Annotated in this window: 23 protein-coding genes; 9 read left to right on the top strand and 14 right to left on the bottom strand. The window is 56.9% G+C overall.

Translation table 11 applies throughout. The annotated features are described in order from the left end of the window. The first annotated feature begins 329 nt into the window (after positions 1 to 329). On the top strand, positions 330 to 1,841 hold the full coding sequence (locus KQI82_RS10110) for a DUF3794 domain-containing protein (protein ID WP_216632637.1): 1,512 nt from the start codon (positions 330 to 332) through the stop codon (positions 1,839 to 1,841). Between the two features lie 40 nt (positions 1,842 to 1,881). Here the strand turns inward: KQI82_RS10110 and KQI82_RS10105 are convergent, their stop codons facing one another. The 3 genes from KQI82_RS10105 to KQI82_RS10095 form a co-directional block, all read right to left on the bottom strand. Continuing rightward, on the bottom strand, positions 1,882 to 2,640 hold the full coding sequence (locus KQI82_RS10105) for an amino acid ABC transporter ATP-binding protein (RefSeq protein ID WP_216632636.1): 759 nt from the start codon (positions 2,638 to 2,640) through the stop codon (positions 1,882 to 1,884). Positions 2,641 to 2,653: 13 nt separating this feature from the next. Continuing rightward, on the bottom strand, positions 2,654 to 3,379 hold the full coding sequence (locus KQI82_RS10100; protein WP_216632635.1) for an amino acid ABC transporter permease: 726 nt from the start codon (positions 3,377 to 3,379) through the stop codon (positions 2,654 to 2,656). A gap of 76 nt (positions 3,380 to 3,455) precedes the next feature. Next, a complete protein-coding gene (locus tag KQI82_RS10095; protein WP_216632634.1) occupies positions 3,456 to 4,343 on the bottom strand; it encodes a transporter substrate-binding domain-containing protein in 888 nt (295 codons plus the stop codon). 241 nt (positions 4,344 to 4,584) lie between these two features. Between KQI82_RS10095 and spoIVA the strand changes: the two genes are divergently transcribed. The 3 genes from spoIVA to KQI82_RS10080 all read left to right on the top strand — a co-directional run bounded on the left by spoIVA (position 4,585) and on the right by KQI82_RS10080 (position 7,120). Continuing rightward, positions 4,585 to 6,063: a stage IV sporulation protein A gene (spoIVA, locus tag KQI82_RS10090; protein WP_216632633.1), complete on the top strand. Its 1,479-nt coding sequence runs from the start codon at positions 4,585 to 4,587 to the stop codon at positions 6,061 to 6,063. A gap of 110 nt (positions 6,064 to 6,173) precedes the next feature. Beyond that, entirely contained in the window at positions 6,174 to 6,959 is a 786-nt protein-coding gene (locus tag KQI82_RS10085; protein WP_216632632.1) for a type III pantothenate kinase, read from the top strand. Then, a complete protein-coding gene (locus KQI82_RS10080) occupies positions 6,956 to 7,120 on the top strand; it encodes a hypothetical protein (RefSeq protein WP_216632631.1) in 165 nt (54 codons plus the stop codon). Before KQI82_RS10085 ends, KQI82_RS10080 begins: the two co-directional genes overlap by 4 nt. A gap of 41 nt (positions 7,121 to 7,161) precedes the next feature. Here the strand turns inward: KQI82_RS10080 and KQI82_RS10075 are convergent, their stop codons facing one another. After that, positions 7,162 to 8,400, bottom strand: coding sequence for a 6-phosphofructokinase (locus KQI82_RS10075; RefSeq protein WP_216632630.1), 1,239 nt, complete (start codon positions 8,398 to 8,400; stop codon positions 7,162 to 7,164). A 176-nt stretch (positions 8,401 to 8,576) separates the two neighbouring features. Here KQI82_RS10075 and fba point away from each other — a divergent pair, with 176 nt between their 5' ends. The 3 genes from fba to KQI82_RS10060 all read left to right on the top strand — a co-directional run bounded on the left by fba (position 8,577) and on the right by KQI82_RS10060 (position 11,917). Next, on the top strand, positions 8,577 to 9,512 hold the full coding sequence (fba, locus tag KQI82_RS10070; RefSeq protein WP_216632629.1) for a class II fructose-1,6-bisphosphate aldolase: 936 nt from the start codon (positions 8,577 to 8,579) through the stop codon (positions 9,510 to 9,512). A gap of 143 nt (positions 9,513 to 9,655) precedes the next feature. Further along, on the top strand, positions 9,656 to 10,156 hold the full coding sequence (locus KQI82_RS10065) for an amidase domain-containing protein (RefSeq protein ID WP_216632628.1): 501 nt from the start codon (positions 9,656 to 9,658) through the stop codon (positions 10,154 to 10,156). Between the two features lie 120 nt (positions 10,157 to 10,276). Beyond that, positions 10,277 to 11,917: an S-layer homology domain-containing protein gene (locus tag KQI82_RS10060; RefSeq protein WP_216632627.1), complete on the top strand. Its 1,641-nt coding sequence runs from the start codon at positions 10,277 to 10,279 to the stop codon at positions 11,915 to 11,917. 47 nt (positions 11,918 to 11,964) lie between these two features. Here KQI82_RS10060 and KQI82_RS10055 read toward each other — a convergent pair whose 3' ends face one another. From KQI82_RS10055 to KQI82_RS10045, 3 genes are all read right to left on the bottom strand, one after another. Beyond that, on the bottom strand, positions 11,965 to 12,981 hold the full coding sequence (locus tag KQI82_RS10055; RefSeq protein WP_216632626.1) for a tyrosine recombinase XerC: 1,017 nt from the start codon (positions 12,979 to 12,981) through the stop codon (positions 11,965 to 11,967). A gap of 380 nt (positions 12,982 to 13,361) precedes the next feature. Next, on the bottom strand, positions 13,362 to 14,720 hold the full coding sequence (radA, locus tag KQI82_RS10050) for a DNA repair protein RadA (RefSeq protein WP_216632625.1): 1,359 nt from the start codon (positions 14,718 to 14,720) through the stop codon (positions 13,362 to 13,364). Further along, positions 14,717 to 15,448, bottom strand: coding sequence for an N-acetylmuramoyl-L-alanine amidase (locus tag KQI82_RS10045; protein ID WP_216632624.1), 732 nt, complete (start codon positions 15,446 to 15,448; stop codon positions 14,717 to 14,719). The genes radA and KQI82_RS10045 overlap by 4 nt, the downstream gene beginning before the upstream one ends. 159 nt (positions 15,449 to 15,607) lie before the next feature. Here KQI82_RS10045 and KQI82_RS10040 point away from each other — a divergent pair, with 159 nt between their 5' ends. After that, a complete protein-coding gene (locus tag KQI82_RS10040; protein ID WP_241426688.1) occupies positions 15,608 to 16,051 on the top strand; it encodes a spore coat protein CotJB in 444 nt (147 codons plus the stop codon). Then, complete coding sequence (locus KQI82_RS10035) at positions 16,051 to 16,617, top strand: manganese catalase family protein (protein ID WP_216632622.1); 567 nt, start codon at positions 16,051 to 16,053, stop codon at positions 16,615 to 16,617. The genes KQI82_RS10040 and KQI82_RS10035 overlap by 1 nt, the downstream gene beginning before the upstream one ends. A 69-nt stretch (positions 16,618 to 16,686) precedes the next feature. On the opposite strand, the gene KQI82_RS10030 is transcribed toward KQI82_RS10035, so the two are convergent. Genes KQI82_RS10030 through KQI82_RS10000 form a run of 7 tightly spaced genes read right to left on the bottom strand, consistent with a single transcriptional unit; the run spans position 16,687 to position 24,031 of the window. After that, entirely contained in the window at positions 16,687 to 17,160 is a 474-nt protein-coding gene (locus KQI82_RS10030; RefSeq protein WP_216632621.1) for a hypothetical protein, read from the bottom strand. Positions 17,161 to 17,163: 3 nt separating this feature from the next. Further along, positions 17,164 to 19,773: an ATP-binding protein gene (locus KQI82_RS10025; protein ID WP_216632620.1), complete on the bottom strand. Its 2,610-nt coding sequence runs from the start codon at positions 19,771 to 19,773 to the stop codon at positions 17,164 to 17,166. Between the two features lie 12 nt (positions 19,774 to 19,785). Beyond that, the gene (locus KQI82_RS10020) at positions 19,786 to 20,784 is read right to left on the bottom strand and encodes a tetratricopeptide repeat protein (protein ID WP_216632619.1); all 999 of its coding nucleotides are present in this window, start codon (positions 20,782 to 20,784) and stop codon (positions 19,786 to 19,788) included. An 18-nt stretch (positions 20,785 to 20,802) separates the two neighbouring features. Further along, positions 20,803 to 21,789, bottom strand: a complete 987-nt coding sequence (locus KQI82_RS10015) for a hypothetical protein (protein ID WP_216632618.1) — start codon at positions 21,787 to 21,789, stop codon at positions 20,803 to 20,805. 14 nt (positions 21,790 to 21,803) lie between these two features. After that, entirely contained in the window at positions 21,804 to 22,430 is a 627-nt protein-coding gene (locus KQI82_RS10010) for a hypothetical protein (protein WP_216632617.1), read from the bottom strand. After that, positions 22,427 to 22,843 (bottom strand): hypothetical protein, encoded by a 417-nt coding sequence (locus tag KQI82_RS10005; protein WP_216632616.1) that lies wholly within the window; start codon positions 22,841 to 22,843, stop codon positions 22,427 to 22,429. Before KQI82_RS10005 ends, KQI82_RS10010 begins: the two co-directional genes overlap by 4 nt. 15 nt (positions 22,844 to 22,858) lie before the next feature. After that, positions 22,859 to 24,031: an SPFH domain-containing protein gene (locus tag KQI82_RS10000; protein WP_216632615.1), complete on the bottom strand. Its 1,173-nt coding sequence runs from the start codon at positions 24,029 to 24,031 to the stop codon at positions 22,859 to 22,861. Positions 24,032 to 24,137: the final 106 nt, after the last annotated feature.

The raw sequence follows: 24,137 nt of genomic DNA, 5'->3' as shown, positions 1-24,137 counted from the left end.
CTGATAACAAACAAGAGAGGAGTGTGGGGCGGAGATGTATGGCGGCGGCCTTTGTTTTTTGGGGCTTTGCGCCCTGGCACTGGGGTTGGGAATATTGATTGCCGCTGTTTTCCCGGTGGGCTGTCTGATGTTTATTGTTGCCCTGCTCCTGATTGCCTGCGGAATTGGCTGTATGAGAAGAAGATAAGGAGGAACTGCATGAAAATCGTCGTTTGGAAATCACCCAAATCCCTGTCCGGAATTCTGCGCCGTATTTTTAAGATCCACGAATAATCCTGTCCAGCCGCTCATATCTTTTTCATAGGAATTAGCGGCTGAGGAGGACAAATATGGAATTGAAAAAAGCTTGCCTGAACTGCTGGGAAGCAGGGGCGGATTTGACATTGACGCAAGAGGAAACCCTGGAGACGATTGTCCCGGACTACTGCCCGGACATCGCTCGCATCATCGACACGGCCGGAAAGGTTTTTCTGCACAGCCGCGAGCTGCGAGACGGCAAAATCCTGATTACCGGAACGGTGAAAGTAACTGTACTTTACACTCCGGAAGACGACGGCGGGATTCGGTCTCTGGAATTTGCGCTGCCCTTTACCACAGAGGGTGAGGGGACGGGAGAGCACCTGAGCGTCAAGACGGAGATCGAGTCCGTTGAGACCCGCATGACCAATCCACGCAAGGTATTCACTAGGTGCCTGCTGTCCAGCCGCGTCTGCTGCTTCAGGCGGACAGAGCGCCCTTATTGCAGCGACGTGGAAGCGGAGCCGGCCCTGGGCATTGAAAAGCGGCTGGAGGCGGCCAAGGTGAATACGGTAGCCGCCATTGCGGAGAAGGAGTTCACCTTTTCCGATGAACTGAATATCTCACCTGGAAAAAACCCGGCTGAAGAGATTTTGCTCTCCAGCGTCAGAGACTCGATCAGCGAGACCAAAATTGTTGGGAATAAGCTGATCATCAAGGGCCTGTTCACCATTTCACTGCTTTGCTCCGCCGCGGAGAAACAGTACTATTCCGCGGGAGGGGAGCTGCCTTTCTCCCAGATCATTGAGTTAGAGGCTCCGGCTGAGGACTCTCTTTGCAGCGTATCGCTGCAGCTGACCGGCGCTGAGTTCAAAATAGGGGAGGACGGCCACACCGTGACGGTGACGCTCTACCTCCACGCCCAGGCGCAGCTTCGAGAGGAGCAGACGCTGACGCTGCTTTCGGACCTGTACAGCACGGCCCATGCCATGACCTATGACGCCGCCCCAATGGAGCTGTCCGACTACATAGACACGGTCTCCAGGCGGCAGACCGTCCGGGAGGTGCTGGAGATCGGCGTGGTGGCCAAGACCATTCTTGCCATCTCCGTCGCCTGCGGCACCGTCACACACTCGAGGGAGGGGGAAGTCGTCACATTGCGGACCACGGCGTCCATCCATGCCCTCTATCTGGATGAGGGCGGAGTTCCGCTGGTTTCGGAGCGGCGGATGGAGGTTAACTGCCAGATGGAATTCCCGGAGAACTGTCAGATTACAGCCCGGGCGGTCTGCCCGGAAGATGCCATGGGCAGCCTCTCCTCCGGCGGGATCGAAATCCGCTTCCCGGTGGATTTCTCCGCGGAGGCTACTGTGCAGAAATCCTATAGCTGCGTCATGTCTGCCGACATAGACCTGGAGGCCGCGCAGGAGGATGCCAGCCGTCCCTCCATTGTGCTGCGCTGCCTTGCTCCGTCCGAATCCCTGTGGGACCTTGCCAAGCGCTATCGCACCACCTGTGCCAACATTCTCAGCGCCAATGAACTGGAGGAGGGAACGGCCATTCCCTGTGACCGGCTGCTGCTGATTCCAAAAAAGCGCGTATAGACAAAAAGAGCAGTCCGATTTCGGACTGCTCTTTTTGGATTCAGTTGGCAAACCGGGAGAGGAACTGGCGGGTGCGCTCCTCCCTTGGGTTCCCGATGACCTCCTTGGGGTTACCTTGTTCCACGATCACACCGCCGTCCATAAAGATGACCCGGTCGGCCACATCCCTGGCAAAGGCCATCTCGTGGGTAACGATCACCATGGTCATCTTCTCCTCGGCCAGCTGGCGGATGACCTTCAAAATCTCGCCGGTCAACTCCGGGTCCAGGGCGGAGGTGGGCTCGTCGAAAAAAAGAATTTCCGGATTCATGGCCAGGGCCCGGGCAATGGCCACGCGCTGCTGCTGTCCGCCGGAAAGCTGGCAGGGATAGGCTCCGGCCTTGTCCGCCAGGCCCATCTTCTGCAAAAGCTCCCTGGCCTCCCGCTCCACCTCCGCCTTGTTCCGGCCGCCCACTGAAATCGGGGCGTCCATCAGATTTTTCAGCACAGAGTAGTGGGGGAAGAGGTTGAAGTTCTGAAACACCAGTCCAAAATAGCCGCGGATCTTTTTCAGGTCCCTGGCATACACGGATTTGCCGTTTTCGTCGTTCCAGGCGGCTTTTTCACCAAGGTAGGAGAGCTCGCCGCTGTCCATCTGCGTCAGCAGTGTTGCACAGCGCAGCAGGGTGGACTTTCCAGAGCCGGAGGGGCCGATGATTGCCACCACTTCACCCTTTTCCACGCTGATGCTGATGTCCCTGAGCACTTCCAACTGACCGTCAAAGGTCTTCTGGACACTTTTTAATTCCATAACATTCATAACCCGGACCTCCTCAGTTGTAATAGGAAAGGGTGCGTTCGATGCGTTCCATGATCCAGGCCACCACACCGTTGAAAATAAAGTAGAAGATGCCGGCGACAAACAGGGGCATCACCGTGGTTTTAGCAGCCGCAATCTGTTTGGCGATGGTAAAAAGCTCCTGATAAGCGATGACAAAGGCAAGGGAGGTGTCTTTCACCAAGGTAATGACCTCGTTGGTCACAGCAGGGAGGACCCGCTTGACCATCTGGGGCAGGATGATCTTCAGGAAGGTCTGGCTGCGGCTGTAGCCCAACACCTGGGCGGCTTCATACTGGCCCACCGGTATGGACTGGATGCCGGAGCGGTATATCTCCGCAAAATAGGCGGCGTAGTTGATGGTGAAGGCGATTACCGCGGCCAGGAGCCGGGAGTAGCCGGACAGGTTCAGTCCGAAGAGATAATATGGGCCAAAGTAGACCACCATCAGCTGCAGCATCAGCGGAGTGCCCCGCAAGATGGAGATAAAAAACTTGAAGATCAGCTGTACGGGCCGAAAGCGGCGCAGAGCGGTGATCCACCAGCCAGCTTCCTGCCCGGCCTCCGCTTTTCCGCAGCGGTGGAACGGCGCCCATTCCGAACGGCGGCCAAAGCACACCGCCATGCCCAACGGCAGGGAAAACACCAGCGTCAGGACAAACAGCTGCACAGCGGCCCACAGTCCGCCTGTCAGCTGTTGGATGATATTACCCAAATCCATGTTCTCTCTCCTCACTGCGTTCACGAGAGGAACGGCGGGAAGTTCCCGCCGTTCCTCTTGGAAGATATCTGTTATTTTACTCGCCGTAGCAGATCATGTCAATCAGTTCGGGAGCGTCATATGATTCGGCGGCATTGGTGGCAATCTCCATGAAAGTGCCGTCTTCCCACATCTCATCCAGCGTGGCCTTCACCTGGTCGGCCAGCGCGGTGTTGCCCTTTTTGAAGCCGATGCCGTACTGCTCGGTGGAGAGGGGCTTTTCCAGCATGGTGAAGACATCGCTGCCGCGGGTGTTGAGCTGGTAGTTGGCCACGCCGATGTCCACGGCAATGGCATCATCTACGCCGGATTCCAAGTTCATAAAAGCGGTGTTGTAGTCGGGCACCTGATCCAGGGCGGAGAAGGAGGCGGCCAGGGCCAGGTTCTCGTCGTTGCTGCCGTCGCCGGGATCATCGGTCAAAGCGGTCAGAGCCGAGGAGCCGGACTGGGTGACCACCGGCTTGCCGGAGAGCTGGGAGGCATCTGTGATGCCGGAATCGGCGCGGACCACAAACATGATGGAGTTGTTGACATAGGGCCCGACCCAGGTGTAGTCGCTTTCACGGCCGGTCATGGTGAAGCCGTTCCAAAGCACGTCGATGTTTCCCGCATCTAACTCCATATCCTTGGAATTCCAGTCGATAGGCTGGCGGACCAGCTCCCAGCCGTTGCGGTCGCAGACCTCCTGGGCAAGGTCCAGGTCAAAGCCCACGTAGCTGCCGTCATCGGCCTTAAAGCCGTAAGGGGGATATTCCGCGTCAAAGCCCACGGTGAAGGTGGTGCGCCCACCGCCTGCGGAGCTTCCTGCACCACTGCCGGAAGACGCGCTGCCTCCGGAGGAGGAACCTCCGCTGCCGCCGCAGGCGCTCAGGCCAAGGATCAGTGCCGCTGTCAAAGCCAGGGTCAATATGTTCTTCTTGTTCATCGTTCTTTCCTCCAATTCCAGTCATCCAATGTATCGCGCGTATCATTTATTACATTAGCAGTTTACCATGATAAATCAATGGTGTAAAGAATCAAAATCAGATAAAACTTCACAAGAATTGCTCCTGACTTTGTGCAGCTTTTACAAAGGAGATTCGACTGGCAAGGTTGGGAATACTTGACCATATTGGCTCATAGAAATATACCATGCAGAATGCAGCTGTGGAAAAGGACGGGATGATATGACAAATACGAGTATTTATCAAAATATCGCCACCCGCACCGGCGGAGATATTTATATTGGTGTGGTAGGGCCGGTACGCACTGGCAAGTCAACCTTTATCAAGCGCTTTATGGAGACGCAGGTCATTCCCAATATCGAGAACGTCTATCGGAAAGAGCGGGCAAAGGATGAGCTGCCCCAAAGCGGATCCGGTCGGACCATCATGACCGCGGAGCCGAAATTCGTACCGGAGGAAGCGGTCCAGATCTCTTTGGAGGACGGCGCGGCTTTTTCCGTCCGTCTGATCGACTGTGTGGGATATATGGTGAAGGGCGCCATTGGCCAGACGGAAAATGACGAACCCCGTATGGTGACGACTCCCTGGTTTGACCATGAGATTCCAATGACCGAGGCCGCGGAGGTGGGGACCAGGAAGGTCATTGTGGAGCACTCCACCATTGGAATCGTCATCACCACCGACGGCACCATCTCTGAGATTCCAAGGGAGGATTATCTGGAGTCGGAGGAACGGGTCATTCGGGAGCTGCAGGAACTGGGAAAACCCTTTATTGTGCTGCTCAATTCCTCTGAGCCCCGCTCTGACCGGGCTCAGGCCATCAGCAAGGATATTGCCTCCCGCTATGAAGTCAACTGCATTCCGGTGAACTGCCTGGAGCTGGAGGAAAATGACGTGTCGGCGCTGCTCAGGGCGGTGCTGTACGAATTCCCCATGCAGGAGCTGGATTTGTTCCTGCCGCCCTGGGTGGATGCGCTGCCGGATGAACACCCCATTAAAAGCGGGCTGTACGCTTCCATCCGGGAGGCCACAGGGCAGCTGCGCCACATCCGGGAGGTGGATGCGGCTATCAAGACCATGGGGGCCTATGACGCTATTCAGGATGCCAGAATCCTCAGTATCCAGTTGGGGACCGGAATTGCCACCGCAGAGCTGCGGCTGCCCCGGGAGCTCTTCTACCAGACCCTCTCTGAGCAGTCCGGCCTCCATGTGACGGATGACGGCGATCTGATGAGCCTGCTGACACAGCTGGCCTCCATCAAGACCGAGTACGACAAGGTGGCCGGCGCGCTGCGGGACGTGAAGGAAAAGGGCTACGGCATTGTGGTGCCGGGCATCGAGGAGCTGACGCTGGAAGAGCCGGAAATCGTCAAGCAGGGCGGCCGCTACGGCGTCCGGCTCCGCGCCAGCGCGCCCTCCATCCACATGATCCGGGCGGACATTGAAACGGCGGTCTCGCCGATTGTGGGCAATGAGAAGCAGTCGGAGGATATGGTGAACTACCTCCTCCAGGAATTCGAGGGGGATACCAGCAAAATCTGGCAGTCCAACATCTTTGGACGCAGCTTCCATGAGCTGGTGAACGAGGATCTTCAGACAAAGCTCAAACGCATGCCGGAGGACGCCCAGCACAAGCTGCAGGAGACCCTCCAGCGGATCATCAACGAGGGCAGCGGCGGCCTGATCTGCATCATCCTGTAAAAAGCATATTGGTTTGAGCGCCGGCGTGATCTTCATGCCGGCGCTTTTTCCTTGCGTGAAGGGGACGGGCGTGGTATGCTAAAGACAGTTAATAAAAGGGAGGAAGCAATATGCTTTTGGCCATAGACATAGGAAACTCCACCACGTCCATCGGGCTGTTCGACCAGACGAAGGAGCTGCGCTTCCTGGCCTCTTTGGATACGGACAGCAAAAAGACGGCGGACCAGATCAGCATTGATCTCATGAATCTCTTCACCCTGTACCACTACGCTGTCTCCGATGTCACCGGGGCCATTTTCTGCAGCGTGGTGCCTCCCATGAACTTCATGATGGAAAAGGCGCTGACCCGGCTTCTGGGGAAGCCGCCCATGATGGTGGGGCCCGGGGTCAAAACAGGGCTCAATATCCGGATGGAAATCCACTCCCAGCTGGGCGCTGATATTGTGGCGGACGCGGTTTCCGCTCTGGCAAAATATCCGGCGCCCTCGGTGGTGATCGACATGGGAACCGCCACCACCATTGGTCTCATCTCCGCCGATCGCACCTATCAGGGCGGCTTGCTGCTGCCGGGCGTGCGCATCTCCTTAGACGCCCTCTCCGACCATGCGGCCCAGCTGCCGGATATCTCCCTCCAGCACCCCAAGAGCCTCATTGGGAAAAACACAGAGGACTGCATGCGCTCCGGAATCGTCTACGGCACCGCCGCCATGATAGACGGCATCGTGCAGCGGATCGAAGAGCAGTTAGGGCAGTCGGTCACCGTAGTGGCAACCGGCGGCAATGCGCCGGTGATCGTGCGCTACTGCAAAACCGACATCATCTATGATAAGTACCTGCTGATGGAGGGCCTGTGGCAGATATATCAGAAGAACAAGCAGGGAGGAGGGGGAGCATGAAACGGGCAATTATCTGCGCCCTGATTGTTTTGGCGGCTGGATATTTCGGCTGCATTCTTGGCGTGGCGGGCTGCATGATAGCCGTTGGGGCAACCATGACCGGTTGCATCATCTATGAGTTGGAGGATATCCGGGCGGAAAGAAAGCCGCCTTCTGAATAAGAAAAAGCCGTGCGTGAGAATATCCCGCACGGCTTTCTTTACTATTTGGCCAGCACTTTTCTCAGTTTGGCAAACCTGGGAAGGGACTCCTGCTTGGGCAGGTTGGGCTCTCCCTGGATCAGGGGCAGGCAGTAGTCGATAAACGCCTTCTGAACGCCGTTGCCCTCCGGATTGATCCACTCACGGGGCACTTTCTTCTCGGTGTTTGCCACCTCGGAAAGGCTCAGAAGCTTGGTCTTACAGAGGTATTTGCCGCCCTGGACGCCCCGCTCAAAGCCCACCATTTTGTCGGTGATGCCGTTGACCGCGTTTTCCACCGCGGCCTTTCCGGCCATATAGGATTCCGAGATGTCCGTCTCAGAGGCCAGGTGCGCGCCGCAGCGCTGCAGCAGGCTCAGCTCAATGCCGCGGACCTTGGCACCGGTGCGCTCCTTGACCGCGTTGGCCAGCAGCGCGGCAAGGCCGCCCAACTGAGCGTGGCCGAACCCGTCGGTGGCAGAGGTCTTTGCCTCGGATACGAAGGAGCTGTCGGCATAATGGATGCCCTCGGAGACTGCCACCATGCAGTTGCCCTTTTCCTTGTAAATGCGATCCACGTCGGAGAGGAACTTCTCCATATCGAAATTGGTCTCCGGCAGATAGATGAGGTCCGGACCTGCTCCAAATTCCGTGGCCAGACCGGCGGAGGCGGCCAGCCAGCCGGCATGGCGGCCCATAATCTCGATGATACAGACCATCCCGGTATCGTAAACCCGGGCGTCCTGGTAGACCTCCATGCAGGAGGTGGCGATGTATTTGGCGGCAGAGGCGTAGCCGGGGCAGTGGTCTGTACCGTAGAGGTCGTTGTCGATGGTCTTGGGCACGCCCATCACACGGCACTCATAGCCCACCTTCTGCATATATTTGGAGATTTTGTTGCAGGTATCCATGGAGTCGTTGCCGCCGTTATAAAAGAAGTAGCGGACATCGTACTTTTTAAAAATCTCCAGAATACGCTTATAGTCGGTGTCGTCCACATCGGGGTCCGCGATCTTGTAGCGGCAGGAGCCCAGGGCGGAGGAGGGCGTGTATTTCAGCAGCTCCAGTTCTTTGGGGTCCTCTTTGCCCATATCAAACAGGCGGTCGTTCAGTACGCCCTTGATCCCATGCTCCGCGCCCAGCACACGTGTGATGCTGGGGTTGTGCAGCGCGGTGTCGATCACGCCGTAGGCACTGGCGTTGATGACCGAGGTCGGCCCGCCGGACTGGCCGATGATGCAGGCGCCTTTCAACTCACTCATAAAAAACAGCCTCCCATAACATACTAAGTTAGCCTAATCATATCACGCATTTTTTAAATTGTAAACAGGTTCTTTTTATTTAGACAATCGTTTACCTCGTTTTTTCAGGAATATTTCTTGCATTTTTTATAATTTATGATAGAATGAAAACGAAATTTTGAATAGGAGCTGATGATATGCCTCTGGTCACATCAAAGGAAATGTTTCGCAAAGCCTACGAGGGCGGTTACGCCATCGGTGCTTTCAACGTAAATAACATGGAAATCATTCAGGGAATCACGGAGGCGGCGAAGGACCTGTCCGCGCCGCTGATCCTGCAGGTCTCCGCCGGCGCCCGCAAGTATGCCAACCACACCTACCTCATGAAGCTGGTGGAGGCGGCGGTTGTTGAAACCGGCCTGCCCATCTGCCTGCATCTGGATCACGGCGACAGCTTTGAGCTCTGCAAATCCTGCATCGACGGCGGCTTTACCTCCGTGATGATCGACGCGTCCTCCAAGTCCATGGCGGAAAACATCGCCGTCACCAAGCAGGTGGTGGAGTATGCCCACGACCACGGCGTGGTGGTGGAGGCCGAACTGGGCACCCTGGCCGGCATTGAAGATGATGTGAAGGTCGCCGCCGAGGATTCCTCCTATACCCGCCCTGAAGAAGTGGAGGAATTCGTCACCAAATCCGGCTGCGACTCCCTGGCCATCGCCATTGGTACCAGCCACGGCGCGTATAAGTTCAAGCCCGGCACCAAACCCCAGCTGCGCTTTGACATTCTGGAGGAGGTCTCCCGCCGCCTGCCCGGTTTCCCCATAGTCCTGCACGGGGCGTCCTCCGTGCCCCAGGAATTTGTGGCCAAGATCAATCAGTTCGGCGGCAATATGCCCGGCGCCATCGGCGTTCCCGAGGATCAGCTGCGCCAGGCCGCCCGCATGGCCGTGTGCAAGATCAACATCGACTCCGACCTGCGTCTGGCGATGACCGCTTCCATCCGGGAGCATCTTTCCGAGCATCCCGACCATTTTGACCCCCGCCAGTATCTCAAGCCCGGCCGTGAGGCCATCAAGGCCATGGTCGCCCACAAGTTAGTGGACGTCCTGGGCTGCGATCACAAGGCATAAGACTCTGCGCAGAAGCAGGACCGTACAAATTTGTACGGCCCTGCTTTTTTGTGCTGCCGATGCCTTGGGCGGCATCCGGCCTCAGAGAAACGCCGGAACCCCGCCCGGCCTCGATGCATAGACTGCGATGGGGAGGGAAGCAGATGGAACTTGTGCCCTATGACCGCCGGGCGGCTGTGGCCTATGCTCACCAATGGGCCTATGGACGAAACCCGGCCTTTTACGATTACGATGAAATCGGAGGAGACTGCACGAATTTTGCCTCACAATGTCTCTACGCAGGCTCTTCTGTCATGAACTTTTTGCCTACCTATGGGTGGTATTATATCGACGCCAATCAAAAATCCCCGTCCTGGACGGGAGTACCTTTTTTATTCCAGTTTCTGACCAGGAAGGAGGCGTCCATCGGCCCTGTGGCGGAGGTGGCCGCGCTGGAGCAGATGATGCCCGGAGACCTGGTGCAGCTCCGCTTTGCCGGTGAGAAATTTCAGCATACGCCTGTGGTGGTATACGCCGACCAGCCAAGGACGTTGGGCGATATATGGGTGGCCGCCCACAGCTATGACGCTGACAACCGGCCGCTGAACACCTATGAGTTTGAGGAGATCCGCTTTCTGCATATAACAGGAGTCCGCAGGCCTTAGGCGCGGACTCCTTGCTTTTAGGGGCGTTTCGGAATATAATGGATTGGTAATCAGAGATGCAATTCAGATGCAAGCTTGCAGTAAAATAGATTGCACCAATACAAAAGAGGAGACGACGTCATGGGAAAGAAAGTATTTGCTCTGCTGCTGTCTTTGGCTCTTGTCACGCCGGCATTTGCGTATTCAGATGTTCCGCAGGACAGCGTTTTAAAGCCGGAAATCGAATCCGCCGCCCAGTATGGACTGATGAATGGATTTACCGACGGCACCTTTGGATACAGCCAATCCATCACAAGGGCGCAGTTTGCTACTGTGTTGGTCCGGATGTTCGGCTGGGATACGGTTTTGCCGGCCGCTCCATCCTACAGTGATCTCTCCTCAGACAGCTACTATTTTCCGTACATAGAGTCCGCACTGGTCCACGATGTCTTTGACGCGGGTACGAATTTCCGGCCCGGAGATGCCGTCACCCGGGGAGAAATGGCAGAGATGCTGGTCCGGGCCCTTGGGCTGAAATCCGCCGCCTCTCTGGTGCGCCAGGCCTGGAAAGACCGGGTCACCGCTCAGCACTTCAGTCTGCCCTTTACGGATGTCTCAGGGGACAGTGCCGGCTACATCTATGTTGCATACAGCATTGGCATGACCAACGGCACATCTGCCACCACCTTCAGTCCCAACGCATCCGCCACCCGCGCTCAGGCAGCTGCCATGCTGGTGCGCATCTATGAGAAGATCAAGCAGGACACCACCTTCAACCATGCCTTCTATGCCATCTCCTCCTATAGTCAGCTGAGCCTGAGCGACGAGATGGACGCTGTCAGCGTCGGCTGGAGCCGCATGAGCTGGGATAGGACCGCCGCGTCCCTTGCGACCACCAGCGCCAACGGAAACGAATACTGCATTCCCAGCGGCTACAGCGAGGTAACAGATTACCTGAGCAGCCGCGGCATTGGGATGAATCTGAGCGTATTTATGGATACTTCCGGAGGGTTGCAGGACATGCTGTCCTCCGATGCAGGCCGCACCCAGGCGGTGGAGCAGATTGTAAATGAACTGACCATCACCTACAATGCCATTGGCCGAAACCCCTACAGCGGCGTCACAATCGATTTCGAGGGACTCCGCTCCGCCCAGCGGGAGGACTTCAACCGCTTTCTTGTCTCGCTGTCCAGCCAGTTGAAGGCGATGGGGAAGTCCCTCTATGTCTGCGTATCGCCGGTTCTGGTCACCGGCAGCTACTACGACGGCTACGACTACGCCGCCATTGGGGACTTGGCGGATCGGGTGATCCTCATGGCCTATGACTACGATACACGGGACCTGAGCGACTATGTGGGCACTGAGTATTATAAAACTGCCGTGCCCGCGCCCATCGATCAGGTTTGGGCCTCTTTGAAGGCCATTACAGACCCCGATACCGGCGTTAGGGACCGCTCCAGGGTGTCTCTGGGCTTCAGCGCCAAGCAGGTTGCCTGGCAGATCGATGAAAACGGCAAGCTTCTCTCCGGCACGCCGGTCTATCCTACCAAGGAGACAGTGAGCAAGCGATTGGCCCAGGCCGATACGGTGAAAGGCTGGTCCTCCGAATATCAGATGTCCTACGCCATCTACCGGACGGAGGACGGGAGCCGGTACTTCCTATGGTATGAGAGCAGGGAAGCGGTGGAAGTCGCGCTCAATGCCGCAAAATCCTTAGGCGTGACCGGTATCTCCCTCTGGAGACTGGGTACGATCCCCGATGATGCGCTTTGGAGTTGGTAAGCATAAAAAAGAAGGCCGCCCATAAGGACGGCCTTCTTTTTTTGGATTCAATCCTTCTTTTTCTCTGATTTTTTCATATTTGACAAGGGGTTTGCCTTTGCAGCAACGCGGAGCGCCTCATTGTCGATATGTGTGTAAATCTCCGTTGTGTTCAAATGCTCATGCCCCAAGACCTCCTGAACAGCCTTCACATCCACACCGTTTTGCAGCATGAGTGTGGCCGCTGTATGGCGCAGCTTATGGGAGGAATACTGTTCGCTGTCCAGTCCGGCTTCCGCCAGGCGCTTTTTTACCATGGCGTGGACGGTGGAGCGGCTGATCCGTTCGTTTTGAGAAGAGAGGAAGAGGGCGTTCCGATCCCTTCCGGAGATGGGACGCCGCACGGCAAGATATTGACCCAAGGCATCCTTGCAGGCGTCGTTGAGATAGACGATGCGCACTTTATTTCCTTTGCCAAGCACCCGCAAAGCATCGTCTTGAATGTCATTCAGGTTCAGCCCAATGAGCTCCGATATCCGCAGGCCGCAGTTGAGGAACAGAGTGAGGATACAGTAGTCACGCTCTTGATTGTTCCCACCAACTGAGCGGAGCAGCTGCATGCTTTCGTCCAATGTCAGATATTTGGGCAGTGTTTTCATAATTTTGGGGCTATCCAGATCTTTGACCGGGTTTTCTGTGAGAAGATGGGCCTTATTGGTAAGATAGTTAAAAAATGAACGAAGTGTGGCAATTTTTCTGGCTCTGGATGCCGCGTTCAGGCCATAGTCGGAGTCCTTGCTGTTTTGATGCTGGATCCGGTCCCGGCTGAGGTAGGTCATGTAGCCGTAGATCTCCGTCAAAGTGACCGTCTTAACAAAAGATAAGTCCACATCGCCAATGGATATCTCGTCCAATTCTTTGCCGCTGAATTCCGCAGGACTGCGGCTTTTCTTCAAATAGCGGAAAAAGTTTCGCAGGTCCAGGAAATATTCATCCACGGTTTTTTGAGAATGGGCCTTGATGGTTTCATGGTATGAGAGAAAATCCCGCAGAATCTGCGGCGCTTCCGACTGATAATCAATCATAGTTTTGGAAAGAAGGCAATTTCATCGTTCCACAGAGCATCAGCGCTGTACACCATTATGCGCTGGTGATCAATCTGCGGATTGGTGGGGGTAAAAGACTTTTGCCCCCACCCTGTTTTGAACAAAATTTTTATTTTGTTCAATTCTCCCTATTCGCCTTCCAGACCTCCTCCCGATGCGTTCTCTTTGCCTGAGATGATAATTTTCGATCCATGTGAGATACTAAAGTCAAATATGGAAAGGGTTGAATGCTTCAATGAGTCTGATCCCTTGTACGAGCCAATGTATGTATCAAAACGACGGCATCTGCACGCTGGACTGTGTATCCGCCGCCGGGCTGCCGTCCCACAGCGGCACATGCGTCCACTATATCCCAAGGATCAGCGGCGCAGCACCGCACGCAGCGCCTCGCCAATGTTGCGGGCCGAAATCAGCTGAAGACCGGGTGGAATCCTCAGATCCTCCCTCTGCTTTGCCGGAATCAGGCATCGATTGAATCCCAGCCGCCGCACCTCGGAAAGCCTTTGCTCCAGGTGGCTTACGCCGCGCAGCTCCCCTGTGAGGCCCACTTCCCCGACGGCCACCAGGTCATTGCTGATGGCCTGATCCAGATAGCTGGAGGCCAATGCAATCACCGCGGCCAGATCGGCGGAGGGCTCGTCCAGATAGAGCCCTCCAATGATATTCAGATATGCGTCACAGGAGGACACTTTGAGACCTGCCCGTTTTTCAAGAACAGCCATCAGCATGGCTGCCCTGTTATAGTCAAATCCGTTGCTGGTGCGCCGGGGCGTGGAAAAGCTGCTGGGCACCACCAGCGCCTGGATTTCGGCCAGCACAGGCCGGGCACCTTCCATGACACAGGTGACACAGGTCCCCGGCGCATCCTCCGGCCGCCCGGAAAGCAGCATTTCCGAGGGGTTTTCCACCTCCACCAGCCCCTCGCTGCGCATCTCAAATACGCCGATTTCATTGGTAGCGCCAAACCGGTTTTTGGCTGCCCGCAAAATGCGGTAGCTCATCCGCTGATCCCCTTCAAAGTACAGCACGCAATCCACCATGTGCTCCAAGACCTTTGGACCTGCGATTGATCCCTCCTTGTTGACGTGGCCAATGACAAAGACTGTCAAATTTTCTCCTTTGGCCAGCTGCATCAGAGACATGGTGGCATTTTTCACCTGGGCAACGCTGCCCGCCGGAGAGTCCAGAGCCTCATCATAGAGTGTCTGAATGGAGTCGATGATGAGGACATCCGGCTTTTCCTCCCGGACCGATTCCAGCACGTCTTCAAGATTTGTTTCGGAGATCACATACAGCCGGTCGCTCTCCACCTGCAGGCGGCGGGCCCGTAGCTTCAGCTGATGCTCTGATTCCTCGCCAGATACATATAATACCTTGGAAAACTCGCACAAGCTGCTGCAAATCTGCAGCAGCAATGTGGATTTACCAATCCCAGGCGCGCCGCCCACCAGAACCAGAGAACCCCGCACGGCTCCTCCGCCTAACACCCGGTCCAGTTCTCCGATCCCGGTTTGAAAGCGAATCTCCTCAGCCGTCTGAAGGTCCGTCACCGGTCTGGCCTTCCGCACCCCGTCAATGGAGGATGAGGCAACCTTTCCCCTGCGGACTTCCGGCTGCTCCACAATGGTGTTCCATGCGCCGCACGCAGGACACTTCCCCGCCCATTTGGGATATTCATTTCCGCACTCTGTGCAGTAAAACCGCGTCTTGGATTTCATTCCGTCCCCTCATTTGCTAAATATCTTTGGTATCCAGCTGCGATGGATACGGCCAAAGCCGTCTGGTACGCATCGGTCTGCAGGCGCGCCGTCTCTGGTGCGTTGGATAAAAATCCGCATTCTACAATCACCGCCGGGCAGGTCACATGCTTCATCAGGTAAATGGAATCAGGTATCTTTTTTGCCGTTTTCCCCTGCTCTGCATTGATGAACTGGTTCAAGCTCTCCTGCACTGCTCCGGCCAGCTCTTCGCTTCCCTCCGACCGGTTGTAAAAAGCCTGGGCACCGTGGACAGAAGGTGCCGACGGCATACTGTTCTGATGAATGCTGATGAGCACCGCGCCTGTTGTTCCGTTGATCTGATCCACCCGGTTTTTCAGGTCGGATACCTTCTTTTCGCGCAGCGTCTTTGCACCCTCCGTATATACGGAGATATCCTCTTTGCGGGTCATCACCGTTTCATGGCCAAGAAAACGCATCACATCGTCCAGGCGCAGCGCCACCGCCAGATTGATGCCGCTCTCCGTTGTGCCATCCACCGCTACAGCCCCGCCGTCCTCGCCCCCGTGCCCGGGATCGATGACAACAGTGGCAGGGCCGCTCAGACCCGGGGCGAAAACCTCCGCACTCTGCCCTCTGCCCTGCCACAAAACAACGGCTAAAACAGCCACGAAAAGACAGAACAGCCCCGCAAACACACCGTGCTTTTTTCGAATAATCAATACCACTCAACCCACCCCCAAGCATCCTATGGGGGAAAAGCTGTCCAATATGCTTTTGACAGTATAACATATCTCTGAACAAAATGAAACTCCTGTTTCACAGGTCAGGCCCTGCGCATAGACTGGGATGAGCGCACCGCTGTGCGCCCAAAGGAGGAATATGCTTTGCAACCCAATCCCAACACTTGCAGCGTGGGCCAGGGCGGGCTCCCCGGCCCCTGTGCTTCACTCGCCTATCCCTTTGTCTCCATGCAGTGCAACAATCCGGAGCGCTATGATCAGAATAAGGCTCTTGCCACCGGTACCTTATTCCCCGGTCTGGATCTGCCGTTTCACGCCGCTGTCAACAGCAACCTGAAGGTAAACACTGCGCTGGCAGAGCTGATGGCCCTGGATTTTGCCATTGACGAACTGGGCCTCTATTTGACCACCCACCCCCAGGATCAGGAGGTTTTGGATCTGTATTGGTCCTATATCAAACTGGCAAAGGAAGGCCGGAAAAAGTACCAGGAGATGTACGGTCCCCTTCTGCAGACAGACCTCACCCCGGATGAGGGGTATGCCTGGCTGAATAATCCCTGGCCCTGGGAAGAAGGAGGAAATGACTGATGTTTGTATACGAGAAAAAACTTCAGTACCCTGTTCGGATTAAGAACACCAACCCTAAGCTGGCGGCACTGATCATTTCGCAGTACGGGGGACCACACGGGGAGCTTGGCGCATCCCTGCGTTACCTGAGTCAGAGATACTCCATGCCATATCCCGAGCTGAAAGGGCTGCTGACCGATATTGGCACGGAAGAGCTGGGACACCTTGAAATGGTGGGCACGGTCGTGCACCAGCTGACCCGGAACCTGAACGCCAACCAGATCAAAGAGGCTGGTTTTGACCAGTACTTCGTGGACCACACCGCCGGCGTCTATCCCCAGTTTGCCTCTGGCGAGTCCTGGACGGCCAGCACCATCTCTGTCTCCGGCGACACCATCGCTGATCTGACGGAAGATCTGGCGGCCGAGCAGAAGGCCCGTCTCACCTATGATAATATTCTGCGCTTCACCGATGATCCCGACGTACGGGATGTCATCAAGTTCCTGCGTGAGCGTGAAGTTGTCCACTTCCAGCGATTCGGCGAAACAAAGCGTACAAGATGGAATGGGACAAGCAAGAGCTGCTGACATTGAAAAGAGTTCTGAACTTTGCGTCTTGCAAAGCTCAGAACTCTTTTTTTGAGCCAATATCTCTGCTTACCGGGTCAGCACCTTCTGGTGCCCCTCCTCTTCGGAGGTATCCGGCGTTTCCAGGCCGAACATCTCCAGAGCGTTTGCGTCGCCCGCCAGCAAGGCGGACTTCAGGTCCTCCAGCGCCTCTTTATGCTCCTGGATCTCATCCAGCCGTTCGGATGTGCTCTCCTCAAACTCCCTCAGGCCCTCCTGGGCGGGGGTCAGCTCCTCCACAGGGTTCTCTCCGTACAGCTCCTCCATCCGCTCCGCGACGGTGTGGGTGTCGCCGTTCTCCTCTAAGATCTCAATCTCATCCAGACTGCTGGCTTCATACACGTCATCCCCAGCGCCGTCGGAGATATCCGTCTGTATATCGTCCTGGGGGGTATCGAAGATTCCCTCCGATTCAAAATCGATGCCGCTCTCCTCGCAGGAAACATCATTGTCTGTGCTCACATCGCCGGAGACATCCATGCTGCTACCGAATTCGTCACACATATGTTATTCTCCCTTCTCCCGGGGGAGCAGAATGGTCTCCATCTCCCGCGGGGAAAATACAAAGCCTTTTTCCAATGCAATCTTCCGCAGCAGCCGCAGACGGGCGCAGAAGCACAGCCGTTCAAAGTCCGGCCCCGGCGTCCCCTCCCAGAGGGCCAGGGGCTTGTGCAGCAGGATCGCGTACTGTGCCGCGGTGCTGCGGCCTTTCATTTTGACACCGTTTTCCTGCAGCACCCGGGTGGCGTAGTAGTCCGCCCGATCCCGGAGGGCCAGATCGCAGCCGCCGGCGCACTGGGGGCAGAGGCCGCATTCCCGGCAGGGCTTGAGCAGATCCCCATGATGGATCCAATAGGTCATGCGTCCGGCGATCTCCCCGTCGGGAACCGATAGGCGGATACCTTTGGCTGCCCGGCTGTCGGTGGTCTTCACCAACTGGGGCGCGTCCAGGCGGCTGTAATAGACGAAGGCCTCGCCCACGCCCAGACGGCCCAGATGCTGCCGCTGGGTCTCCTCCATGCCGGTACTGTCCGCCAGAGCCGCCTTCTCCTCTCCCTGCACCAGGCGGAAGGACACCTTGATGTCCGTGTTGGCCACGATAGGCCGACTGACCGCCGTGGGGGACTGATCAGCGATGAGGATGCCGGTGCCGTAGGAGCGGATCTCCGCGATCATATTCTGCAGAGCCAGCACCGTGGTGTCCTGCCCGCCCGGCCCATCGGCGCGGGACTTGCCTCTCAGCAGCACATGGGCCTCGTCGATGAGGATGATGTTTTTCAGCTCTCCGTCGCCCTTCTGGTTCTGCTTGGTGTGGGTGCAGACGGAGATCAGCAGCAGGGCCATGAGCAGCGCTTTCTGCTCCTGATTCTCGATGGCATTCAGCTCCAGCACCGTGGGCTTGGACAGCAGATCATCCAGCGGGATGGTGTGGATGGTGTCGTAGATGCTGGCGTTCTGCTCCAGCAGGTTCATCAGCCGCAGGGTGCCGCCGGACTGGAGGTTGCTCCGCACCTCGCCGCTGTACCCGGAGTTGGCCACCAGCTCCTTGAAGCAGAGGATGAACTCATACAGGCCGAAGGGCTGTACATCCGGGTCCCCTGCCCTGCTGCTGTTCTTCCAGCCGTATTTCGTATAGGCCGCCCGGACAACGGACAGGAAGATCATATCCAGGGGCGACGGCATGGAAAACGCCGCCTGGAAGGCGCTGACCAGACTGGGGATGTACTTCTCCACCGTGATGTTCCGGGGCGGCAGGAAGGGATTGCAGAGGAAGGGCGACACGCCGCTGTTGCCGGGGGTGAAGATCTGCAGATCCGGGATGGCGTCGATCATGGCCCGGTACTCCGTTTTCGTCGGCTCGATGGCCAGGAAGGGGATGCCCTTCTCATAGAACTGCAGGAGCATATCCACGGAGAAGGTGGTCTTGCCGGTGCCGGGGGTGCCCACGATCAGACCATGGCGGGTGAATGCTTTCAACGGCGCGCCGATGCGTACCCGCTCATCTCCCGCCAGGTGGCCAAAGACGATATTGTCCTCCGCCAGCACTGCCTTGTCAAACAGTGCCCCGGACAGGTCCACACGGTTACTGACGATGCCGGGCAGGCTGCCGTCATCCACGGGGATCTGCAGAAGCTTCGCCGTCTCCTCCTCCGTGTAGAGGTACGGTAGCCGCATGAGGTCCTCCATGCCCTGCAAATTCTGCCACAGGGTCCCATCCCGGTACTGGTAGATGAGAGCGCTGCTGATGTTCCAGGGTGAGAACAGCAGGTCCCGCCCCAGGGAAAAGGCCCCCGTCAGGTCGGTGTCCGTCAGAGACACCCCCCGCAGGGCACTCTGGACCCGGGCCAGCAGGGCGGCACAGGCGGCGGGCGGCCCGCCCACCAGCAGGTTCATCAGAAAGCGGGGGCCGCTGTCCTGGGCGTAATAGGTGTAGGTTTCCAGCGGCCTGCGGGCGGTATCGTCCCCCATGACGGGGGTTTGCCCGGACATTCCGCTGACCGCCTGGGAAAGCATCTGGCGCATCTGCTCGGCGGCTAACTGTTCCTCCGGGGACAGATACGCAGGGATGACCTGCACGGACAGCGCCCCACCCAGCGCGCCGCACAGGGCTGTCAGAAGGGATGCGAAGTCCACCGCGCAGCCCTGCAGGGTGTCATAGTGGTAATAGGGAAACTGGGCGAAGAAGCTCATGGGCACCTTCTCCTGCCGCACAAGAGCGTGAAGCTGCCCCTCCGCCTGTTTCAGCAGACCTGCCAACGGCTCTCCCCCGGACAGGGAGCAGCCCTTCTGAGTGAGCACCGCCTCCATGGCGGACAGGAAGGCGTCCATCTCCCGCTCTGCCTGCTGTGCCGTGACGGACAGCTTCCGCAGCAGCAGGAACAGCCGCGCCCGGGCGGGGAACTTCTGTCCGCTCACCGGCTGGGACAGCCAGAGAAACTCCAGCGCCGCGGACTCCCCGCACAGCAGGGCAAGGTCGCCCAGCAGGCCTTCAAAGATCTCCCCCATCCGCCCGGTATCCGTGCCGAACACATCCACATGGGGCAGGGCCGTCACCTCCCTGACGCTCAGGCCCAGGTAGCGGCCGTCCTCCAGTCGGGTTCCTTGAAACAGGGGCATACCGCCGCCTCCTTACTCGTCAAATGTGGGGCCTTTGTCCTTGTCGGGGTCGTCGGCGTAAGAATAGGTTTTCTTACCACCGAACAGGCCCGTTTTATAGGTGAAGCCGTCCATCATGGGGCGGATATCGCCCTGAATGGTCATGCCTTCCGGAAGATCAATCGAACCAGAGCGAGATCCACTATAATGTGTAGTACGCCCAGCATAACGACGAGAACCAGAATAATGATAATTAAAACGGATTTTACTACCCTGCACGCCCTCAAAAGATTCGATCATGTCGAATTCGCTACTCAATTTCCTTAACCCTGTCTCGGTGATTATCTCATGACGACCCTTCTTTACATCCAGCTTCAGGAGAAAAGCCAACGCGTATTCCTTAGCAAAAATACTGGGAAAGGTATTCAGAAATTCTGCATTGGCTTTTTCCCAATAGTAATATGTGTCGCGCTTCCTTTTCTTGTCCTTGTACTTCTGGATCACCGATTCCTTTTGATTTTGGAACCACAGCAGGCCCTGCTGTGCTTCGTCAGCAACGCCGCCGAGAGACTGTGCCCGCTTATAGTATTTTTCTATTTCATCGCACCACTTCAAATCCCCAAATGAGTTATCGAATATATAAGGATAATAACATTTATCATTATCACCGGTAGCAGGATACTCTAATAGTTCCTTTTCGCATTCTCCCAGTTTGATCTTCACCCGGACAGTTGCCTTACCAAGCCACATTCTGCCATCTCCGGGATATTTCCTTGTGGCATTCGAGTAGGTATCATACGCAGCTTCTAATTCTCCAATGCGCTCGGCATCTTTGGCCCGCCGGTAGAGGGCGTCGGCATCCTCCACGCCAGTGACCTTGACCTCGCCGTCGATCTGGATGGGGCCGGACAGCTCCACCACCATTTTCTTAACTTCTTCTTTGGAGAACTTCATGCCGCAGCTCTCGCACACGGCCATGCCGTCCTGCATGACCAGCGCTCCGCCGCAGATCGCACATTGTAATTTTTTCATATGTAATCACTCCAATCATCAGTTAGGTCTTGCTTCCTTCACCGCCGCCAGGGCCGCTTTCGCCTCTTCCAGAGCTTTCCGGGCCTCGGGCAGTTCCTGCTGTGCCTGCTTCAATTCCTGCTTCAGTTCGCTGGCGCGGTCGAAGTGGCCCTTTGTCCGGTTCAGGCGGCGGATAATGAACAGAAGGGGCAGGCCAAGGCCAATCAACGTAGCGATAGGTGTCCCGATGGGATGAAACTCCTCAAACCACACAACATAGGTGAGTGCGCCGCCGAAAAAGAGTCCCAGGATATTTCCCAATGTGATGGGCCGGCGATCGCCGGTCTTTTGGTTGTTTGTGAGTTTCCGCTCGTCTTTGATCTGATCTGCGTTTACACGGATGGTCAGTTCAAGATAGCTAACACGGTTTCGGGCTTCCTCCACCCGCCGCTCCTCCTGTTTCACTGCCTGCTGGTAAATGGCAATCTTCTGCTGGCTGGCCTCCCGTGCTGCCTGTTCCGCCTGTTTTGCCGCCTGTTGTTCCGCCTGTTCCGCGGCTTCCTGCTGCAATTTTTTGTCCGTGTCCGGCTTGACGCTGCGCACCCGCTCCTCAAAATAGGCCCGTATCTCCTCTTTTGTCCCCTCCGGTGCGAAGTCTATCGCCCGCTGGCACGTCTGCGGCATAACCGCTTCGTCCAGTCCGCCGTCGTGGAAGTATTTCTCCCAGTCCATGGTTCGGGTCAGGCCCCACCAGCCCCGGTAATCAGAGGGATACTCGTCAGCCATCTGCCGGAAAGCGGCCTGGGCCTTTCCCGTCTCTCCCATGCGCAGGAAGGTCTCTGCCCGGTCAGCCAGAGAGTCGCTGTTCTGGATGCCCTCCACCTTCACCGGGCCGGACAGCTCCATGATCATTTTCTTGACGGTTTCCTTTTTAAAGCTCATACCGCAGCTTTCGCAGACGGCCTTTTCTCCGTCGTCGCTCATCACCAGAGCGCCGCCGCACACGCTGCACTGCAATTTTTCCATAAGTATTCTCTCCTTTATCCCTTGAAACGATAGACCTTTTCTGACTTGAACAGTCCGGAGGGCTTCATCCGCTGTCCGTCGAACAGGGGGCGCACATCGCCGTCGATGAAGCGGCAGGGCGCATAATAGGTGTGCCATTTTCCATCAGCATCGTCCCACAGACCTTTTCGCAGTTTTCTGCGAAATTCCACAACACCGCCCGCCGCATAAAGAACTTCAAAGCCCAGAGCACCTTCGTAGCATGTACTGGGGAGGAAGCTTGCTCCTGTCCGTCCGTTCCCGACGGAAACCCACTGCTTTACACTGTGATTCCACAGCTCATCGGGCCACCCCTCTCCGCGCAGGTAGTGTCGATCAAAGTTGAGTATCGTTGCGATCGTATCGGCCGGGAACTGATTTAAAAACGCCGCGTTTTTTGTTCCCCAGGCGTCCAGACGGATAAATTCCTTCGTTTTTTCCAAATCGGTCTTGGGTGCATTCATTGCCAACTCTTCCAGCATGGCGGCATAGTCCGCCACGCTTTGGTTCACCGGTTGGCCGACCGCCTCCTCTTTTCCTGCACCGCATTGGGGGCAGCAGTATTTTCCCATGGGGGTGCGGGGGAAGGTCTCTCCCTCGTATCCACAGGCTTTACACTTCATCTTTCTTCCTCCTCATTTCGCGCGGCTCTCTTGGCGCGGTTTTCCCGCTCCCGCTCCGCGATCATTCTGCCGCCCAGCACCGTCCCGCCGCCGCAGAGCAGACAGGCCGCCACCAGCACGATCTCCACAATAGCGCCCCATTTGAGCGGCAGGAAGGTGACGATGACACCCACCACCAGCTGAAGCACAAAAAAGATGGTCAATACCGCACCCAGGGCCATTGGCAGATGGGCGATCCCGGCCCGGAAGGCGTCCTTCCAGACAGCGGCGAGACACAGTCCCAGCACCAGAACCGTGCATGCAAGGCCCAGCCAAGCGCCCGGCGACGCAAATCCTGTCAGTAAAAGCAGAATGGCTCCGTAGGCAAGCGTTACGATTCCATACCCGATGGAAAATCCAATCTTATATCCCATATCCCGCTCCTTTCCTCACATCCGGCTGAGCACTTCCTGCATTTTCTTGTCGTAGACCTCCTGAGGGATCAGTCCCGCATCCAGCATGGCCTTTAATTTTTGCAGCACGGCCACCGGGTCCTCCTGGGCAGGGGCTGCGGCCGCCGCAGGCGCGGGAGCAGGCTCCGCCGCCTTGGCTTTCAGCGGGCTGGGGGCCGCACCGAAGGGAGAGGGCGGCGGCGTGAAGGGGGATGCGGGCGCCGCCGGGGCGCTCTGCTGGCCGCCGAAGGCCTTGGGCGGCTGGGAGAACGCCTGATCCATCAGAGGCTTGGCGGCTCCCCGGAGCATCTGGCCAAATCCGAAAGCCAGGGGCATCTGCGCCATCATGCCGCCCACGTTGTTGGCGCTGCCGGGGTTTTTGGCGTACTCCCTGGCGATCTCCGCCATTCTTTCATCTGTCCAGTTATAGCCCAGCAGATCCATGCGCTGCTTTTCCGCCATGGAGGAAATGCCCAGCGCGCTGGCGTCGGACAGGGCGGACTGGATCTTCTGGTAATCTTCATCAGCCAGACGGATGCCGGAGACGAAGAATTTTACCAGCTTCACGCCAAATTCAGCCATCTCCTCCCCAAGCACCTCCTGCATGGCGGCGGAGATCTCATTCAGATGGGCATTGGCAATGGTAAAACTCACCTGGCTGAGCAGCGTGGTCAATTGTGATTTGACCCGGGTGACGATCATCTCCCGGAAGTAGCTGGTCAGGGATTCCGTGGTAAATTCCCGGTTGGTGCCATTGAAGCTCACCAGGAATTTTTGGCTGTCCCCGATCTGGACGCCCATGCCGCCGTTAGCGCCGGCGTGGATCAGGATATGGAACTGGGGGTCCATGGCGATGACCTGGTCAGGCGTCCCCCACTTCAGGTCCATGGGGATGGACTTGTTGATGTAGTAGACTTCGCAGTGGAAGGGCGACACGCCCCCGGTGGGGATATTCAGCAGGCGGCGCAGTACAGGGATGTTTTCTGTTTTCAAGTCGTGGCGGCCGGGGCCAAATATTTCTGCCACCTGGCCGTTGCACATAAAGAGGGCCTCCTGGGACTCATGTACGATCAGGTGGGAGCCGGTGTTGAAGTCCTCGCAGGGGTGCTTCCACACCAGAACGTCGTTTCCGCCCTCATAGTTGATGACATCCAAAAATTTCAAGCTCATATCTGTCTCTCCGTTCTCAGTTGATCGGGCAAATAAAAAAGTAGACTACCCATAACATGGATAGTCTACCATATCTCCTGTGAGCCTTGGCGTATCGCGGCCCATC

This window comes from Dysosmobacter acutus (assembly GCF_018919205.1).
In the GTDB taxonomy this organism is placed as follows: Bacteria; Bacillota; Clostridia; order Oscillospirales; family Oscillospiraceae; genus Oscillibacter; species Oscillibacter acutus.
This window is presented reverse-complemented; position numbering and strand designations above follow the sequence as displayed.

Excerpts from the sequence above, each read along its gene's own strand:
- KQI82_RS10110 (WP_216632637.1), top strand. The coding sequence starts at position 330 with ATGGAATTGAAAAAAGCTTGCCTGAACTGCTGGGAAGCAGGGGCGGAT.
- KQI82_RS10105 (WP_216632636.1), bottom strand. The coding sequence starts at position 2,640 with ATGAATGTTATGGAATTAAAAAGTGTCCAGAAGACCTTTGACGGTCAG.
- KQI82_RS10100 (WP_216632635.1), bottom strand. The coding sequence starts at position 3,379 with ATGGATTTGGGTAATATCATCCAACAGCTGACAGGCGGACTGTGGGCC.
- KQI82_RS10095 (WP_216632634.1), bottom strand. The coding sequence starts at position 4,343 with ATGAACAAGAAGAACATATTGACCCTGGCTTTGACAGCGGCACTGATC.
- spoIVA (WP_216632633.1), top strand. The coding sequence starts at position 4,585 with ATGACAAATACGAGTATTTATCAAAATATCGCCACCCGCACCGGCGGA.
- KQI82_RS10085 (WP_216632632.1), top strand. The coding sequence starts at position 6,174 with ATGCTTTTGGCCATAGACATAGGAAACTCCACCACGTCCATCGGGCTG.
- KQI82_RS10080 (WP_216632631.1), top strand. The coding sequence starts at position 6,956 with ATGAAACGGGCAATTATCTGCGCCCTGATTGTTTTGGCGGCTGGATAT.
- KQI82_RS10075 (WP_216632630.1), bottom strand. The coding sequence starts at position 8,400 with ATGAGTGAGTTGAAAGGCGCCTGCATCATCGGCCAGTCCGGCGGGCCG.
- fba (WP_216632629.1), top strand. The coding sequence starts at position 8,577 with ATGCCTCTGGTCACATCAAAGGAAATGTTTCGCAAAGCCTACGAGGGC.
- KQI82_RS10065 (WP_216632628.1), top strand. The coding sequence starts at position 9,656 with ATGGAACTTGTGCCCTATGACCGCCGGGCGGCTGTGGCCTATGCTCAC.
- KQI82_RS10060 (WP_216632627.1), top strand. The coding sequence starts at position 10,277 with ATGGGAAAGAAAGTATTTGCTCTGCTGCTGTCTTTGGCTCTTGTCACG.
- KQI82_RS10055 (WP_216632626.1), bottom strand. The coding sequence starts at position 12,981 with ATGATTGATTATCAGTCGGAAGCGCCGCAGATTCTGCGGGATTTTCTC.
- radA (WP_216632625.1), bottom strand. The coding sequence starts at position 14,720 with ATGAAATCCAAGACGCGGTTTTACTGCACAGAGTGCGGAAATGAATAT.
- KQI82_RS10035 (WP_216632622.1), top strand. The coding sequence starts at position 16,051 with ATGTTTGTATACGAGAAAAAACTTCAGTACCCTGTTCGGATTAAGAAC.
- KQI82_RS10030 (WP_216632621.1), bottom strand. The coding sequence starts at position 17,160 with ATGTGTGACGAATTCGGTAGCAGCATGGATGTCTCCGGCGATGTGAGC.
- KQI82_RS10025 (WP_216632620.1), bottom strand. The coding sequence starts at position 19,773 with ATGCCCCTGTTTCAAGGAACCCGACTGGAGGACGGCCGCTACCTGGGC.
- KQI82_RS10020 (WP_216632619.1), bottom strand. The coding sequence starts at position 20,784 with ATGAAAAAATTACAATGTGCGATCTGCGGCGGAGCGCTGGTCATGCAG.
- KQI82_RS10015 (WP_216632618.1), bottom strand. The coding sequence starts at position 21,789 with ATGGAAAAATTGCAGTGCAGCGTGTGCGGCGGCGCTCTGGTGATGAGC.
- KQI82_RS10010 (WP_216632617.1), bottom strand. The coding sequence starts at position 22,430 with ATGAAGTGTAAAGCCTGTGGATACGAGGGAGAGACCTTCCCCCGCACC.
- KQI82_RS10005 (WP_216632616.1), bottom strand. The coding sequence starts at position 22,843 with ATGGGATATAAGATTGGATTTTCCATCGGGTATGGAATCGTAACGCTT.
- KQI82_RS10000 (WP_216632615.1), bottom strand. The coding sequence starts at position 24,031 with ATGAGCTTGAAATTTTTGGATGTCATCAACTATGAGGGCGGAAACGAC.